The organism is Dyadobacter sp. HNCC25DJ185 (genome assembly GCF_056895195.1).
This window is the reverse complement of sequence record NZ_JBXHAR010000007.1, coordinates 256,189-271,947: the sequence shown is the minus strand read 5'-3', so window position 1 is coordinate 271,947 and position 15,759 is coordinate 256,189. Positions and strand designations below refer to the sequence as shown.

The following is a 15,759-nucleotide window of genomic DNA, read 5'->3' as shown; positions in this document are numbered from 1 at the left end:
CCGCTATGGCACCTCTGCTCAACTTCTTCCTGATTGATGACAGCGCGTTCGATCTTTTCATTTACGAAAAACTTCTGATCAAAAGCGGGATCACTGATAATGTAAAAACATTCAATTCTGCTCGTGAGGCACTAAAACACATTCTCAACCAGGGAAATAACCTGCCGGAAATCATCATTCTGCTAGACCTTCAAATGCCCGATATGAATGGCTTCGAGTTTATCGATGCATTTGACGGCCTTCCGGTTTTTTTGAGGGAAAAGATTAGGATCTTCATGCTTTCGTCCACGATTGATACACGTGATATAGAAAAGGCAAAAGCAAGCCCGCATATCATCGACCTTCTTCCCAAACCTCTGGAAGTCAATTTTCTTAAAAAGAAACTGGCAATGTAATTCGTGAAGCACCCGGAAAAACGCTTCAAATTCCCATTCCCCCAGATTGTCCTATTTTGAAACAACTTGCCGTTGATTAAAACCAGCGGACTTCCAAAATGTGGGATAAAAGCAAGTTTAAATTAAATAAACGTAATTTTTTATATAACTTTTTGAATATATAAAAAAGCGAACGATGTTCGGGAACATGTTTGTTTCTCCATGTTGCGTCAAACTTTGTAAACCTTAACATCCAAAATAAATTAATGAAAACTGATAGCAAAACCCTGTCCGAAATTTTGAAACTTCACGCGGAGTATGTTCGAGAAGTAGAATTTAGTGGAATCAAGCCCTTATCGATGGAGATTTACAAAACTAACTCACACAACTTTGTGCGCTGGATTAAAGATGAATTCAACCCCGGAAGCAAATTGCGAAAGGAAGTAATGGGCCAGTGAAAAAACATTGTCATGCTCGACGTTTAACAAAATATGGTTCTGCCGGATGAATAGCCTCTCCGGCAGTTTTTTTATACCCCGTTCTTTCCTATGTTTGGAAACAAAATGCAGCCCCGATCCGTTTGACGAATAAAGACTATGCTATTTTCACTATTTAATATACTGAAAGGCCGTTTCACCAAGGAGGCAATCAACGAGGCGAAAGCCAATGAAAAGAAAATGTCCCGCCAGGAAGCACTTCAGCAAATGCGTAACATTGCAAGCAAGCGGACCGACAAGAACAAGTAGTCAGCAACCCTGTCCGTAGTAAGCGTCCTTGCCATGCTTGCGAAAATAATGCTTATCAATAAGGCTTTGTTTAATCGTGCCTGCTGATGGGTTAATCTGCAGCGTAAGAAAAGCCATTTTCGCAATTTCTTCAAGAACAATAGCGTTATAAACTGCCTTAGCCGGATCCTTTCCCCACGTAAACGGCCCGTGGCAGGCAATCAGCACCATTTCAATTTCTTCGTAGCTCAATCCCTGTTTTGAAAACAAATCGAGGATCTGGTTGCCGGTTTCGTGCTCATAGTCTCTCGTGATCATGTCGTCAGTCATCACCTCAGTAACAGGAATAGAGGCTGTTAAATGGTCTGCATGGGTAGTACCCAGGTTTGGGATCGGTTTAATAGCCTGCGCCCAGGCTACCGCATAAGTCGAGTGCGTGTGGCAAACCCCTCCTATCGACGGGAAATTTCTGTAAAGCAAGGTGTGGGTCTTTGTGTCCGAAGAAGGGCGCATGATGCCCTCAACCAGCAAATTGTCCAGATCCACAATCACAATGTCGTCCACTTTCAGCCTATGGTAAGGCACGCCGCTTGGCTTGATGGCCACAACTCCCGCTGCTCGGTCCACACCACTTACATTCCCGAAGGTTACTATGGCCAACTCTTCCTTTGGGATCTCCATATTGGCCTCGTAAACCTGCTCTTTCAGATAACTGTATTTAGACATCGTATCAATTCTTTATTTATAAGCAGCTTCACTCCACTTTAATTCTTTTTTCAGCTGCCTTAATGAGGTATTTTTATCAATAACAACCAATTCAACACCCACCATTTCGGCGAAGCTTTCGATATGGTCTGTGCTCAGATTCTGGCTGTAAACAGTATGGTGGGCCCCCCCGGCATAGATCCAGGCCCCACAGCCGGTTTGCATATCGGGGGCAGGTTTCCATAAAACCCTGGCGACTGGCAACTTAGGAAGCTGCTCACTCACTTCTACCGCCTCCACTTCATTTACCAGGATCCTGAACCGGTTACCCAGATCGATCAGCGAAACATTGATGGCAGGACCCGCGGCCGCGTCAAAAACCAGCCGTACCGGATCTTCTTTCCCTCCTATACCAAGCGGGTGGATTTCACAGGATGGTTTCCCTTTGGCAATGCTCGGACAAATTTCCAACATATGTGATCCTAATACGAGATTGTTGGCCGGATGAAAATGATAGGTATAATCTTCCATAAATGAATTGCCCCCCTCCAACCCCGAAGCCATCACTTTTAGCGCACGGACCATCGCGGAAGTTTTCCAGTCTCCTTCACCCGCATACCCATATCCGGCCGCCATCATACGTTGCGAGCCAATACCGGGTAATTGCTTCATTCCATGCAGGTCCTCGAATGTATTGGTGTAACCTTTAAAGTTGCCTGCCTCCAGAAAATGCTTCAAACCGAGCTCAATGCGTGCTGAATCGCGTAATGCATCGTGCCTTCCCTGCCCTTTGCGAAGGTCCGGAGCGAGCTGGTAAGTTGCATCGTATTCTTCGACCAGCCCGTCCACTTCATAGTCGGAAATCTGGTTGATTACCTCCACCAGGTCGCCGACGGCATGGGTATTTACAGAAAACCCGAATGTCATTTCCGCAGCAACCTTATCACCATCTGTAACTGCAACCTGCCGCATATTATCGCCAAACCGTACGAATTTCGCTCCTTTCATGTCGTGACGGGCAGCCGCTACCCTGGTCCATTGAGCCAAATCCTCCACAACATCATCTTGCTGCCAATGTCCCACAACCACTTTCCGGTTCAGCCGCATCCGTGTCATGATAAACCCAAACTCCCTGTCGCCGTGTGCCGACTGGTTCAGGTTCATAAAATCCATGTCAATATCAGCCCATGGAATGTCCCGGTTGTATTGGGTATGCAAGTGCAACAATGGTTTTTGCAGGATTTGCAAGCCCCTTATCCACATTTTGGCGGGAGAAAAGGTATGCATCCAGGCAATGATGCCCACACAGCGGGAGACACTGTTCGCCTCCTGAATAATATGATAAATCTCGTCCGCAGTTTTAACAACCGGTTTGAAAACAATCCTTACCGGTATTTTCGGGGATTGGTCAAGGTAGGTACTGATGATCTGGGAATGCTCGTCAACCTGCCGGAGTGTCTCCTCGCCATATAAATGTTGACTGCCTGTTACAAACCAAATCTCAAATTGTTTTAAATCGAGCATTAGATAGTGAATATCGTTGTGATTAGAAGGTTTCGGAAAATGAATTGACGGGTACAGATTGGGGTTTTGCCAGGAACTGGTTTTCCAAAAATGCGCCAGACTGAAGGTACCTTTGGTAAAGCGATTGATACACGTTTGCCTGTTCCTCCCGCGGCTGATATACCTTGTCAAAGCCAGAGCTCATTGCCTCTTGTGCGTCCTGCAAATTTTTATGAATACCCGAGGCTACGGCGGCAAACATAGCTGCACCAAGCGCACAGGCCTGTTCAGATGCCGCTACTTTGATCGGCATGTTCAGAATATCGGCCAACGTCTGCATCACAAAGGCAGATTTTTTAGCAACTCCGCCAATCGCAATGACCTGGTGTATCGGAACGCCCTCGCTCCTGAACCTCTCCACAATGCTTTTAGAACCGAATGCGGTCGCCTCCACCAGTGCTTTGAAAATCCTGGCGCCATCGCTGGCTAAGTTTAATCCCAGTATAGCACCCTTTAAAGTATGTTTTGCATCCGGCGTACGTCGTCCGTTCATCCAGTCTATTGCAACGATATCATTCTCCGTTACGGGCAACTTTGCCGCCTGTTCCGAAAGGTGGGGGATTAGCTTACGCGCCATTTCCGCTGCTGCCTCTGCACCCAGCAACGCACCAACGGGCTCAACAACCAGCTTTGCATACCAGGCATATATATCGCCAAATGCCGACTGCCCGGCTTCCATGCCGAGCATACCCGGAACAATAGAACCGTCGACCTGCCCGCAAATACCCCTGACCAACAAATGACCAACTTCTTCATTGGGGGCAACCAGCATGTCACAAGTGGACGTCCCGATTACTTTACACAAAGAATAAGGCTCAATTAAAGCACCAACGGCGCCCATATGTGCGTCGAAAGCGCCCACTCCGATCACCACATTTTCAGGAATTCCCAGCCTTTCCGACCATTTTGCCGATATCCTGCCCATTGGCCTGTCCGATGTTTCGGTATCATGGAAAAGCTGTCCGCGTAACCCGTCCAGAAGCGGATCGAGTTCTTTGAAAAATGCATTTGGCGGCAACCCGTCGAAATCCTGATGCCATAACGCCTTATGCCCGGCCGCACAACGGGAACGTTTCATGGTCAGGGGGGCTGTCTCTCCCGTCAATTCTGCTGAAATCCAGTCGCAGTGTTCTACCCAGGAAAATGCTTTTTCTCGTACCGCCTGGTCGGTCCTGAGCGTATGAAGGATTTTGGCCCAGAACCATTCGGAGGAATAAATCCCGCCCACATATTTGGTATAGTCTATTGAAGAACTGTGTGCCAGCTTATTAATTTCCTCTGCTTCCGCATTAGCGGTGTGGTCTTTCCATAGAATAAACATTCCATTGGGGTTTTCAGCAAATTCCGGCAGCAGGGATAAAGGAGTACCGTTTCGGTCAACTGCTACAGGCGTGGACCCGGTGGTGTCAACGGAAATACCGCGAACATTTTCTCGCACGCCGGCTGGTGCTGCTTCCAAAGCATTCAAAACAGCCGTTTCAAGACCCTCCAGGTAATCCAGAGGGTGCTGGCGAAACATGGAAGTAGCCGCATCACAGTATTTTCCCTCCTTCCATCTCGGGTACTCTCTCACTGCCGTGCCGACTTGCTCGCCCGTTTGCGCATTGACAACCAACGCCCTCACGGAATCTGTTCCAAAGTCTATTCCAATCACATAGTTTTCTTTCATGTTTAGTTTAGGGTTAAGGCAAGAGCAATTTTGTGTTTTTATTTAATTTATCAGCTAACAAATATAAATAAATTTGCTTATAGTGTATAAGTGACACAATTTAATTTTGAATGAATAAAGAAGTAAAGTAAAACCGATTAACCGTCAAAGTAATTTTATATCTACTCATTCAAAATTAAATCATTCACTCCTCCCCTCCTTCATCGAATCCGGCATGAAATTCCAGAATGAATGAAATTTTGCCTTGTATTTCTCCTCATCGAGTCTGTACAAAGTGGCTTTTTTGGTAGTACTGTTGCTGTTTTTATGACCTGTATCGATCAACAAGCCCGTAGAAAGCAGTTTCCGGCTGAAATTCCGTCTGTCTATAGGAATATTGTAAATCGCTTCATAGAGTTTTTGAAGCTGCGGGATGGTGAAGCGTTCAGGAAGGAGTTCAAAGCCGATCGGATGTAATGCGGCTTTATACTTAAGGTGATCAATTGCACGGGCCACCATCTGCTCGTGGTCAAAAATGAGACGAGGCCGACATTCCAGCGATATCCAGGAAGCGTTGTGGCTTTTAACTGCCTCAGAATCATGGTCGTCTATTTTGATCAGTGCAAAAAATACTACTGAAACCGTCCGTTCGGCAGGGTCACGACCTGCCTTTCCGAACGTTTCAAGCTGTTCGACATAGATATCCTTTAAGCCTGTCAGATTGTATAAAATCCTGGCCGCGCCGTCGGAAAGGTCTTCGTCTTTATTTACAAAGCCACCCATAAGGGACCATTTCCCTTTTTCCGGCTCGAAGTTACGCTTGATCAGGAGCAGCTTGATGTCCTTTCCATCGAAGCCAAAAATGATGCAGTCTATAGCCACGAGGATACGCGTAGCTTGCGGATAATTAGTCATTCAACAAAGATTATGGAGGTGTGACGCTTATTAGGTTGGAAGCGCATTATTAATTTTCTGTTAAGAAAGAAAAAAAAAGAAAGAGATTACTTAATCTGGTCTCACCGCAGTCGATTAATTTAATTGCGAATTTTGCAAACCTTCTCAACATGAGCAAATCAGATTTCACAGGCCGTCTTCATGATGAACGATCTCTATTCAAACTGTTCCGATGAAAATATCCTTGCCCTGATCCGTGAGCAAAACGATGAACTTGCTTTTGAAGAGCTATACAACCGTTACTTCAAGGTACTTTTCAATTTCGCTTACAGTAAGGTTAACGACCGGTTTTCTGCACAGGAAATCGTTCAGGAAACATTCGTTAACCTCTGGCAGCAACGCCAGCGCACGCAGGTCGAATGCTGTCGCTCCTTCCTTTTTGCCGTTATCAAAAGAAAGGTTATTTCTTTTTACCGAAGGGAATTGACAAGGCAGCATCACTATGGGCAATGGGAAATGGAACACACGCCCCATACCGAATCTTCTGATCAGTTAACACTTACTGCCGATCTTCAGAACAGGTACGAGTCGGCACTTCATTTGTTATCCCCCAAATGCCAGGAAGTTTTTGTACTGAGCCGGCAAGGGCTTTCCAACAAACAGATCGGAGGTCAGCTTGCCATTTCAGAAAAAACGGTCGAACAACACATCACCAAGGCCCTGCGGATCCTGCGGGAACACCTGAAAGAGCATATGATCTGTGCATTGGTCCTTTTTCCGCTTTTTTAAAAAAATTTCCCTCCAGAGCTAAGGGTTACCTCTTTGGCGCGCGACTTTCAGTTTGTTAACACAAATGAAGCGACGATGCCCAACCGTATTCCCCCTGCACTTTTAGAAAAATACCTGAATGGCCACTGTACCGACGAAGAAAAAGCGCAGGTAGAAGCCTGGTATTCATCCTTGCAAGGGGAAGCTGCCTATCTCGACCAATTACCGGAAGCCGAGCAGGCCGCTATTCAGGCGGAAACATTTGGGGCGATCAAAAATGAGCTCAATTTTCAGCCTGAAAAATCCGCGACGATGATCCCCTGGCGGGTACTCACCGGCATTGCAGCCTCCCTGATTCTGATGTTGGGCATTTACCTGGTTTACCCGGGCGAGGTGAAACGTACTACTGTTTCGGAGCAACTTCAGAAGATGGGCGAATCGAAATTGGTGAGATTCGTGAACGACAACCCGTACATGGTCCTATACCGGCTCCCGGACAGTAGTTCGGTGTCCATGCATCCCCATGCCGTTATTACTCACCCCAGGGAATTTGAAACAAGCCAAAGGCTGGTGACTTTCGCCGGCGAAGGATTTTTTGATATCCAAAAAGACAAATCCCGTCCGTTTTCGATCCAGAGTGGGGAAATGGTGATCAGGGTATTGGGAACGAGCTTTAACGTAAAAGCGCACCAAAGCGCGCGCCTTTTTCAGGTTGATGTGGTGACAGGGAGCGTGGAAGTGACTGCACCTGGAAAAACAGCCGATGCACAGCAGGTTGTTCTGAAACCTAACCAACAGGCGCTTTTTGAGCTCGGTTCCAAAAAGTTGACTTCTAAATCGGTCGCCGTGCAAACCAGAAAACCGATTTACGAACCGGTTACGATCGAATTTGAGGAAACGCCGCTCGATCAAGTCGCAGAACAGCTCGAAAAACGCTTCAATGTGCGGATCATCCTGCCAGAAAACGGCATATCGCGGTGCAGCGTAACCGCCAATTTCGAATCGCAACCGTTGTCCAGTATCCTCGAAATGTTATGTACCACCCTGGATGCCAGCTACACGCTATCCGAAAGCACCATTACAATCGCAGGAAAACCATGTGAATAAACCTTTAATAATCAAATGACTATCCCAGCTGTCCCGCCATGAAAGAACCGGGAGTGTACCACCACCCCCGGTTCAAAATCTCATCCTTCTTGCATCGTACCACCGATAAAAAAGGACGTTTATCCAACAGTGCCTAACCATCAGACAATCAAAATTATGCAAAAATCAGTACGTAACAAGCCGGTCAACTGGCAGAAAATTATGCGCATCGGACTGCTTCAATGGATTCTTGCTGCCGCGCTAGCCGGCGGCAGTTATGCGAAAGAAACTTCTGCGCAGTCTGTTTTAAGCAAAGACATGACGCTCAACCTTCGCAATGTGACGCTCAAAGAAGCCCTGAGTGAAATTCAACAAAAAGTAAATACCCGTTTCGTTTACAGCAGCAGGGTTTCTGTTCGCGAAAACGTAAGCATCGACGTAAAAAACGAAAAACTTTCAAAAGTCCTGGATCTGTTGCTTGCGCCTCGCGGCATTCATTACCGGGTGATCAATAATCAGATCGTCCTCGCCAAAAGTAAAGCAGGCAGAGAAGAGACAATCATCCCTGAATTGGAGGAAAAATTACAGAACTACGTTTTTCCTGCGGAAATCAACGTCAGGGGAACCGTTGCCTCGGCAGACGGACAGGGTACGTTACCGGGTGTGAGCGTGGTCTTAAAAGGCAGCTCGCAGGGTACGACCACGGACGCCAATGGACATTTTTCGCTGGTAGTACCCAATGGAGAATCCGTTCTGGTTTTCAGTTTCGTGGGATACGTTTCCCAGGAAATTGCAGTGGGAAGCCGCACTGAGATCAACCTCACGCTGCAAACCGACAACAAAGCATTGTCGGAAGTCGTCGTGGTCGGCTATGGAACCCAGAAAAGGGTAAACCTCACCGGGGCAGTAACCCAGGTACAGGCAAAAGACCTTGAAAACAGGCCGTTGAACAATATGTCCCAAATCCTGCAAGGCATGGTGCCCAACCTGAACATTACCTTCTCAACCGGACAGCCGGGTAAGGGGGGTAACCTGAACGTACGGGGCGAAACTTCCGTGAATGGTGGCGGTCCGCTCGTACTGATCGATGGCATCCCGGGTGATATCAACCGGATCAACCCCAACGATGTCGAGTCGGTTTCGGTATTGAAAGACGCTGCTGCTTCTGCGATCTATGGCGCGCGTGGAGCATTCGGTGTCATTCTGGTAACCACCAAGACGGCCAAAAACGGCAAGACAACCGTTTCTTACAGCAATAATTTCGGCTGGGCGAAGCCTACAGTCAGCACCGACTTCATGACCAACGGATATGAATATGTGAAGATCAACGACGAAGCCTTTACCCGTGCCACAGGGAATAGCTACACGCGGTATTCGGAGGAAGATTATAAAGAAATAGAAGCGCGTCGCTACGATAAAACGGAAAATCCTGCACGTCCCTGGGTGGTGGTGAAGAATGTCAATGGGAAGGACATTTATAACTACTACGGAAACTACGACTGGTGGAACACGATCTTCAACATGAAAGAGCCCTCCAAACAGCATAACCTTAACCTCTCGGGCGGCACAGATAAAGTCAATTATTTCCTTTCAGGCTCCGTTTTCGAGAAAGACGGGATCATGAAGATCAATACGGATAAGTTCACTTCTTACACCCTGCGGAGCAAGGTCAACGCCCAGCTGACACCCTGGCTGAAAGTGAGCAATAATACCCAGTATTTTGATTCTAAATACAAATATCCCGGTTTGGAAGGTGGGGCGAACGCCAACTTTGTGGCGATTACCGTTCACGCGCTGCCTATTTATGCACCCACTAACCCGGACGGAACGCCCACATACAATACGCTGAAAAACAACTACTCAATCGGCGACGGATTGTTTGCCAACTTACTTAAAGGGGTAGCCGGCGGAGAACAGAAAGTACATGAGTTGACGACGATCAATACCGTAACCATGGATTTTACCAAAAACTGGAACCTCGTTGCCAACCATTCCTACTCATTTTACATTACCGACGACTGGTACCGCTCGGCGGTGGCGACATATTCGGTCCAGCCCGGTATTCTCGCAACGGTGCCGAACTATAACACCGATCAGTTGAAAAAAACATTCTGGTTTGATCCGCAGAATGTTGTGAACGTGTTTTCATCTTACAATAAAACCCTGGGCAAGCATTATTTCGGGGCGACAGCGGGTATCAACTACGAATCCAGAAAGCATCAGGTGCTGGCCGGCTCCCGAAAGAACCTGCTTTCTGAGCGTATCAATGACCTTAACCTTGGTACCGGCGAACAATTAACCAGCGGCGGCTCCTACCAATACGAGCTTTTCGGGGCTTTCTTCCGACTGAATTACGATTACATGGGCAAATACCTGCTCGAAGTGAACGGGCGCTACGATGGCACCTCCCGGTTTGGCGAAGGTAAGCGCTACGGTTTCTTCCCGTCCGTTTCGGCAGGCTGGCGGATCAGCGAAGAAAATTTCTTCGAGCCGGCGCATCATGTCGTGAATAATTTGAAAATCAGGGCGTCCTATGGAACATTGGGTAATCAGCTTCCCCCGAATTTCAATAACAACCCTAGCTCGGCGAGCTTCTACCCCTACATTCCAATGATGCCGACTGCGCAGTCGACCTGGATCAACAATGGTCAGAAATTGCAGTATGTAAGCAGCCCTGCTCCTATTTCGGCAGGCCTTACATGGGAATCCGCAACGACATCGAACATCGGCTTGGACGCGACTTTGCTCAAAAACCGTTTGAACATTTCCTTCGACGGCTATATCCGGAATACAACCGACATGCTGATCCCCGGTCAGGTACTGCCGTCTGTATACGGTGCAACAGTGCCGACGCAGAATGCTGGAGACCTGCAAACCAAAGGCTTTGAACTCTCCATCGGCTGGGCCGACCGCTTCAAAGTGGCCGGTAAGCCGTTGTCTTATAATGTTTCCTTCATTGTATCCGATTCCAAATCTAAGATCACCCGCTACGACAACCCGAACAAGGTGCTGAGCAGTCCTTATGTGGGACAAACCATTGGTGAAATGTGGGGATATTCCATCGAAGGGATGTTTAAAACCAACGAAGAAGCACAAGCCTACAAAGTGGACCAGACGATCGTGAACAAGCAGCGTCTGAGCGCACCTGGTGACTGGAGCAAGCTGCAAGCCGGTGACCTGAAATTTATCGATACCAATGGGGATGGCAAGATAGATCAGGGTGCGAACACACTGGCTGACCATGGAGACATGAAAATCATCGGGAACAACCGCGCGCGATACCGCTATGGCGTGAACCTGGGCGCGTCCTGGAACGGATTCGATTTTTCTGCCCTTGCGCAGGGCATCCTTCGCAGGAACTGGTACCCGGGTAACAATGCCGACAAATTCTGGGGGCCTTATTCCCGTCCTTACTACTCTTTCATACCGAGCGATTTTGCCAAAGACATTTGGACACCCGAAAATCCTAATGCCTATTTTCCTGTATTGAGAGGATACACAGCCTTGAATGGTGGCGGGGACCTGAATGCTTCCAATGACAAGTATATCCAGAACGTCGGTTATCTGCGCCTCAAAAATGTGGTGATAGGCTATACCGTGCCCGAAAAAATCAGCAAGCTGGTGCGCATTCCGCGGGTGCGGGTTTATGTCAGCGGGGAAAACCTGCTTACTTATACGCCACTTCGCTCCAAGTACATTGATCCAGAGCAATTTGACGGCGATGCCACCAACGGACGGACCTATCCATTGTCCAAAACCATTTCAGCCGGACTTAACATCACATTCTAAAAACGGTTCAAGCATTTACGATCATGAAAAAAATATTGAGTATCATCATCCTGTCGCTCGGGCTGGCAGCCTGTGACCTGGAGCAGCTTCCGACAGACGCCATTTCGCCGGAGACTTTTTTCAACACCGAAAACGACCTTCTTTTATATACCAATTCATTTTACAATGCACTTCCCAGCGCGGAGGATGTTTACAATGAAGATGTAGACAATGTGGTCAAAAATAGTCTTCGCGACGAGTTACAGGGTACACGTGTGGTACCTACAAGCGGTGGCGGATGGACCTGGACAAGCCTGCGCAATATCAATTATTTCCTCGCCAACTCCGGTAAATGCCCTGACAAGAAAGCAGTTGCCAAATACAACGGACTAGCCCGTTTCTTCCGTGCTTATTTCTACTTCGGAATGGTGAAGCGTTTTGGGGATGTGCCCTGGTACTCGACTACGATCGAACTGGAAGACCAGGAGTTGCTCACCAAAGCACGCGACCCGAGGGCAATGGTCATGGATTCGGTACTGGCCGACCTGGATTACGCGATTGGCAGCCTGGATGCAAGCCGTCAGGTAACGACCATTACCAAATGGACAGCTCTGGCATTGAAGTCCCGCATTGGGTTGTACGAAGGTACCTTCCGGAAATATCATCCGGAATATAACCTCCCTAATGCAGACAAATTCCTGGATGCCAGTATATCCGCATCCGAAGACCTGATGAAAAACAGCGGGTACACCGTGTACAAAGCAACGCCGGCTACCGCTTACATGAAACTTTTCTCCGCGGATAACGCCATTCCCGACGAGGTGATACTTGCCCGCGATTTCAGCGACGAATTACAGGTATACCACAATCTGAACTATTACACCATGACTGCCTCGTATGGCAAGCCAGGATTGGAGAAGAAACTCGTAAACAGTTATCTGATGGCCGACGGGACCCGGTTTACGGACATCAAAGGTTACGAAACCATGCAATTTTACGACGAAGTCCAGAACCGCGACCCACGTCTCAGCCAGACCATCCGGACTCCGGGATACACCCGTATCGGCGAAAACACACCCCTGGTCCCTGAATTTGGGGCGACAGTTACCGGTTACCAGCTGATCAAGTTTGTATCTGCCCCTAAATGGGACACATACAACAAGGATATTACCGATATGCCCATCTTCAGGTTCGGCGAAGTGCTGTTGAACTACGCCGAGGCCAAAGCTGAAAAAGGATCACTGACCCAGGCAGACCTGGATGTTTCCATCAAGCTCCTGCGCGACCGGGTAGGTATGCCCAATATCAGTCTGGTCGACGCCAATGCCAAGCCCGACCTTTACCAGGCGCAGCAATATACCAAGCTGACCGGTAACAACATCGGGGTTATCCTTGAGATCCGCCGGGAAAGACGTGTAGAACTTGTGATGGAAAACTTCCTTCGGTGGGACGATATCATCCGTTGGAAAGAAGGTCAATTGCTGACCAAAGTCTTCAAAGGCATGTACTTCCCGGGTGCGGGCGAATACGACCTGGATCGCAATGGTAAGATTGACCTGGTGATTTATGAGGGTACAAAGCCTACCGTAGCCGGGGCGCAATTGCTAAAACTGGGTAGCGAGATCCTTTTAGAAAACGGCAGCAAAGGCGGCAACATTGTCGTCAACGGGCACATCAACAAAAAGTTTGATGAGAACAAGGATTACCTTTATCCAATCCCAAAACAGGAACGACTACTCAATACCAACTTAACTCAAAACCCTAATTGGGAGTAAAAAAGCCCCAACCTAACCCCTTAACCATTTCCTATGCTTTCCGACAGAAGGTCTTTTCTTGAAAAAATGTCACTAATCGGGGCGCTCAGTGTACTGCCCCTCGCCACTTCCGCTGCTGCCGAAACCGCCGCCCCGGAAGAAGCCAATCACTTCATTGTTGGCCCTTACCTTCAGAATATAGGCCCGGATGAAGTAACCGTCATGTGGATCACTCACAAAAACTGTTTCAGCTGGGTGGAATATGGCGAGGGCACTTACACAAGCCAGAGGGCATTTGGATATGTCAATGGCCTGATCGAAGCCAATAACAGGGTTAATAAGATCACCTTAGCAGGCTTGAAACCGGGGACGGAACACAAATACAAAATCGTATCCACGGAAATAACAGGCTACAAAGGTTCCAAAGTGGAATTTGGCGAAACGATATCTAGCGCGTTGTTTGGTTTCAAAACACCTGCCGAAAATGAGGATGAATTCAAAACGGTGATCTTTAACGACATCCACGATCGTCCGCAAATTATCCCCCAATTGCTTTACCGTCACGGGTACACAGGCAATACCCGGGATTATGACTTTGTTATTTTTAACGGCGATAGTTTCGATTGGGTCACCGAGGAAATCCAGATGGTCGACCACCTGATCAAACCGTGTGTTGATATATTCGCGACTGAGTTCCCCTTCATCTTAACCCAGGGGAACCACGAATGCCGGGGGAGCTTTGCGCGTCACATCCCCTCCTACTATGCCTATCCGGAGAACAAATTTTACTACGCCTTTACACGAGGGCCTGTCCGCTTTGTTGTACTGGATTCAGGCGAAGATAAGGCCGACGATACCGTGGATTATGGCGGATTGATCGCATTTAACCGCTATCGCGAAACCCAGAAAAAATGGCTGGAAAAGGAAGTGGAATCGCCGGAATTTAAGAAAGCCGATTTCAGGATTGTTTTGATCCACATATCCCCTTACCATTCGGGCGATTGGCATGGTACGTTGCATTGCCGCCAGGTTTTCGGGCCGGTTTTGAACAAAGCTAAAATCGATCTGCAGATCTCGGGGCACACGCACAGATACATGACGCACGAGCCTGATGCCGACCATCATTACCCGATCGTCATCGGTGGCGGACCATTGGAAGGCAAGCGAACGTTGATCAAGTTACACGCGACCAGAAAGCAGCTGGATCTGAAAATGATCCGGGATGATGGTGAAGTAGTCGGGAAATTTTTGATCCCGAAGAAAGCAAATAAGTGAACCGGCGAATTTGCTGGCGTGTGAACACCGGAAACAGCAGACCCCGCTGGTCTCTAAACCGGTTCAAAACATTCCTTTTTATAGACAGGTGGCCACGTTATAGCCTTATTGAAGCCCCGTCGGGGCTTCCTGTTTATAGGGGCAAAAAGATAACAAGGCTTTTTTGAAGACCTCAGCGGGATCCCTGTTTACAACGACTGCCAGATCAATCAAAACACCTGGATTTTACACAAATGACGATTATACTATAACTTGCCAACTATTATCCACATCTTTTAACCTTATGAAAAACCTTGCTCTTTGTACGCTATTCGTTTTAGCTCTTTCATCTTTCGCTTTTGCGCAAAAAAACACGATCAACGTGGCCACCTACAACCTGCGCTACAACACGGCCAGTGACGGCATCAATGCATGGCCGAACCGCAAAGAAAACGTCAAAGGCCTCATTCAATTCCATGAATTCGACATTTTTGGCGTGCAGGAAGCCCTGATCGGACAGTTGCACGACGTTGCCGAACTGACCGCATATCACTTCTTCGGGAAAGGCCGCGATGACGGCAAGGAGGGCGGAGAGCATTCCGCTATTTTTTATAAAAAAGACCGTTTCAAGCTGCTTCAGTCCGGTGATTTCTGGCTGAGCGAAACCCCTGAAAAACCGGGAAAAGGCTGGGATGCAACCTGCTGTAACCGCATCAGCTCATGGGGAAAATTCCAGGACCTGGCTTCCAAAAAGGAGTTTTTTCTTTTCAATGTACACTTTGATCATCAGGGCGTGGAAGCGCGCAGGCAGTCAGGGCATCTTATGGTAAAGAAAATCGGTGAGATTGCAGGAAAATCGACCGTGATCCTTACCGGCGACTTCAATTCGACACCGGACACGGAGCAGATCAAGACGATCAAAACAATACTGGTCGACACGCATGATGTGACCAAACAAAAACCTTACGGTCCCGAAGGAACATTCAACAGCTTCAAATTCGATGCGCCGATGGACCGGAGGATTGATTATATTTTTGTCAGCAAAAACATTGATGTGCTGAAATATGGCGTTTTGACAGACGCAAAGGAGCAACGTTACCCGTCGGACCACCAGCCCGTGGTGGCAAAAATAGTGATTAAGTAACGGGGGTACCGGCTGTCGGCCCTCGAAAATAGTAACGACTTTTTACTATATTCGAAGGCCGACAGCCGATTGCCGA

General features: G+C 47.9%; 12 protein-coding genes. 8 read left to right on the top strand and 4 right to left on the bottom strand.

Annotated features, from left to right (window positions below):
- Positions 1-5: 5 nt before the first annotated feature.
- Both AC1XUF_RS21135 and AC1XUF_RS21130 read left to right on the top strand, forming a co-directional pair.
- Entirely contained in the window at positions 6-395 is a 390-nt protein-coding gene (locus AC1XUF_RS21135) for a response regulator (RefSeq protein WP_483343820.1), read from the top strand.
- Between the two features lie 575 nt (positions 396-970).
- Positions 971-1,120 (top strand): hypothetical protein, encoded by a 150-nt coding sequence (locus AC1XUF_RS21130; RefSeq protein ID WP_483343819.1) that lies wholly within the window; start codon positions 971-973, stop codon positions 1,118-1,120.
- Here the strand turns inward: AC1XUF_RS21130 and AC1XUF_RS21125 are convergent, their stop codons facing one another.
- The 4 genes from AC1XUF_RS21125 to AC1XUF_RS21110 form a co-directional block, all read right to left on the bottom strand.
- Positions 1,121-1,825: an L-ribulose-5-phosphate 4-epimerase gene (locus tag AC1XUF_RS21125; protein WP_483343818.1), complete on the bottom strand. Its 705-nt coding sequence runs from the start codon at positions 1,823-1,825 to the stop codon at positions 1,121-1,123.
- 12 nt (positions 1,826-1,837) lie between these two features.
- A complete protein-coding gene (gene araA, locus AC1XUF_RS21120; protein ID WP_483343817.1) occupies positions 1,838-3,328 on the bottom strand; it encodes an L-arabinose isomerase in 1,491 nt (496 codons plus the stop codon).
- A gap of 22 nt (positions 3,329-3,350) precedes the next feature.
- Positions 3,351-5,036 (bottom strand): ribulokinase, encoded by a 1,686-nt coding sequence (locus AC1XUF_RS21115; protein ID WP_483343816.1) that lies wholly within the window; start codon positions 5,034-5,036, stop codon positions 3,351-3,353.
- A gap of 180 nt (positions 5,037-5,216) precedes the next feature.
- The gene (locus AC1XUF_RS21110) at positions 5,217-5,930 is read right to left on the bottom strand and encodes an NUDIX hydrolase (protein WP_483343815.1); all 714 of its coding nucleotides are present in this window, start codon (positions 5,928-5,930) and stop codon (positions 5,217-5,219) included.
- Positions 5,931-6,110: 180 nt separating this feature from the next.
- Here AC1XUF_RS21110 and AC1XUF_RS21105 point away from each other — a divergent pair, with 180 nt between their 5' ends.
- The 6 genes from AC1XUF_RS21105 (at position 6,111) to AC1XUF_RS21080 (ending at position 15,683) form a co-directional block, all read left to right on the top strand.
- A complete protein-coding gene (locus AC1XUF_RS21105; protein WP_483343814.1) occupies positions 6,111-6,698 on the top strand; it encodes an RNA polymerase sigma factor in 588 nt (195 codons plus the stop codon).
- Positions 6,699-6,773: 75 nt separating this feature from the next.
- Positions 6,774-7,784: a FecR family protein gene (locus AC1XUF_RS21100; RefSeq protein WP_483343813.1), complete on the top strand. Its 1,011-nt coding sequence runs from the start codon at positions 6,774-6,776 to the stop codon at positions 7,782-7,784.
- A gap of 156 nt (positions 7,785-7,940) precedes the next feature.
- Positions 7,941-11,552, top strand: coding sequence for a TonB-dependent receptor (locus tag AC1XUF_RS21095; RefSeq protein ID WP_483343812.1), 3,612 nt, complete (start codon positions 7,941-7,943; stop codon positions 11,550-11,552).
- Between the two features lie 23 nt (positions 11,553-11,575).
- Positions 11,576-13,306, top strand: a complete 1,731-nt coding sequence (locus tag AC1XUF_RS21090) for a RagB/SusD family nutrient uptake outer membrane protein (RefSeq protein WP_483343811.1) — start codon at positions 11,576-11,578, stop codon at positions 13,304-13,306.
- A gap of 33 nt (positions 13,307-13,339) precedes the next feature.
- On the top strand, positions 13,340-14,560 hold the full coding sequence (locus tag AC1XUF_RS21085) for a purple acid phosphatase family protein (RefSeq protein ID WP_483343810.1): 1,221 nt from the start codon (positions 13,340-13,342) through the stop codon (positions 14,558-14,560).
- Positions 14,561-14,843: 283 nt separating this feature from the next.
- A complete protein-coding gene (locus AC1XUF_RS21080) occupies positions 14,844-15,683 on the top strand; it encodes an endonuclease/exonuclease/phosphatase family protein (RefSeq protein WP_483343809.1) in 840 nt (279 codons plus the stop codon).
- Positions 15,684-15,759 lie beyond the last annotated feature (76 nt).

Bases quoted from the DNA above. Each gene is read 5' to 3' on its own strand.
- AC1XUF_RS21135 (WP_483343820.1), top strand. From the start codon at position 6: ATGGCACCTCTGCTCAACTTCTTCCTGATTGATGACAGCGCGTTCGAT.
- AC1XUF_RS21130 (WP_483343819.1), top strand. From the start codon at position 971: ATGCTATTTTCACTATTTAATATACTGAAAGGCCGTTTCACCAAGGAG.
- AC1XUF_RS21125 (WP_483343818.1), bottom strand. From the start codon at position 1,825: ATGTCTAAATACAGTTATCTGAAAGAGCAGGTTTACGAGGCCAATATG.
- araA (WP_483343817.1), bottom strand. From the start codon at position 3,328: ATGCTCGATTTAAAACAATTTGAGATTTGGTTTGTAACAGGCAGTCAA.
- AC1XUF_RS21115 (WP_483343816.1), bottom strand. From the start codon at position 5,036: ATGAAAGAAAACTATGTGATTGGAATAGACTTTGGAACAGATTCCGTG.
- AC1XUF_RS21110 (WP_483343815.1), bottom strand. From the start codon at position 5,930: ATGACTAATTATCCGCAAGCTACGCGTATCCTCGTGGCTATAGACTGC.
- AC1XUF_RS21105 (WP_483343814.1), top strand. From the start codon at position 6,111: ATGATGAACGATCTCTATTCAAACTGTTCCGATGAAAATATCCTTGCC.
- AC1XUF_RS21100 (WP_483343813.1), top strand. From the start codon at position 6,774: ATGCCCAACCGTATTCCCCCTGCACTTTTAGAAAAATACCTGAATGGC.
- AC1XUF_RS21095 (WP_483343812.1), top strand. From the start codon at position 7,941: ATGCAAAAATCAGTACGTAACAAGCCGGTCAACTGGCAGAAAATTATG.
- AC1XUF_RS21090 (WP_483343811.1), top strand. From the start codon at position 11,576: ATGAAAAAAATATTGAGTATCATCATCCTGTCGCTCGGGCTGGCAGCC.
- AC1XUF_RS21085 (WP_483343810.1), top strand. From the start codon at position 13,340: ATGCTTTCCGACAGAAGGTCTTTTCTTGAAAAAATGTCACTAATCGGG.
- AC1XUF_RS21080 (WP_483343809.1), top strand. From the start codon at position 14,844: ATGAAAAACCTTGCTCTTTGTACGCTATTCGTTTTAGCTCTTTCATCT.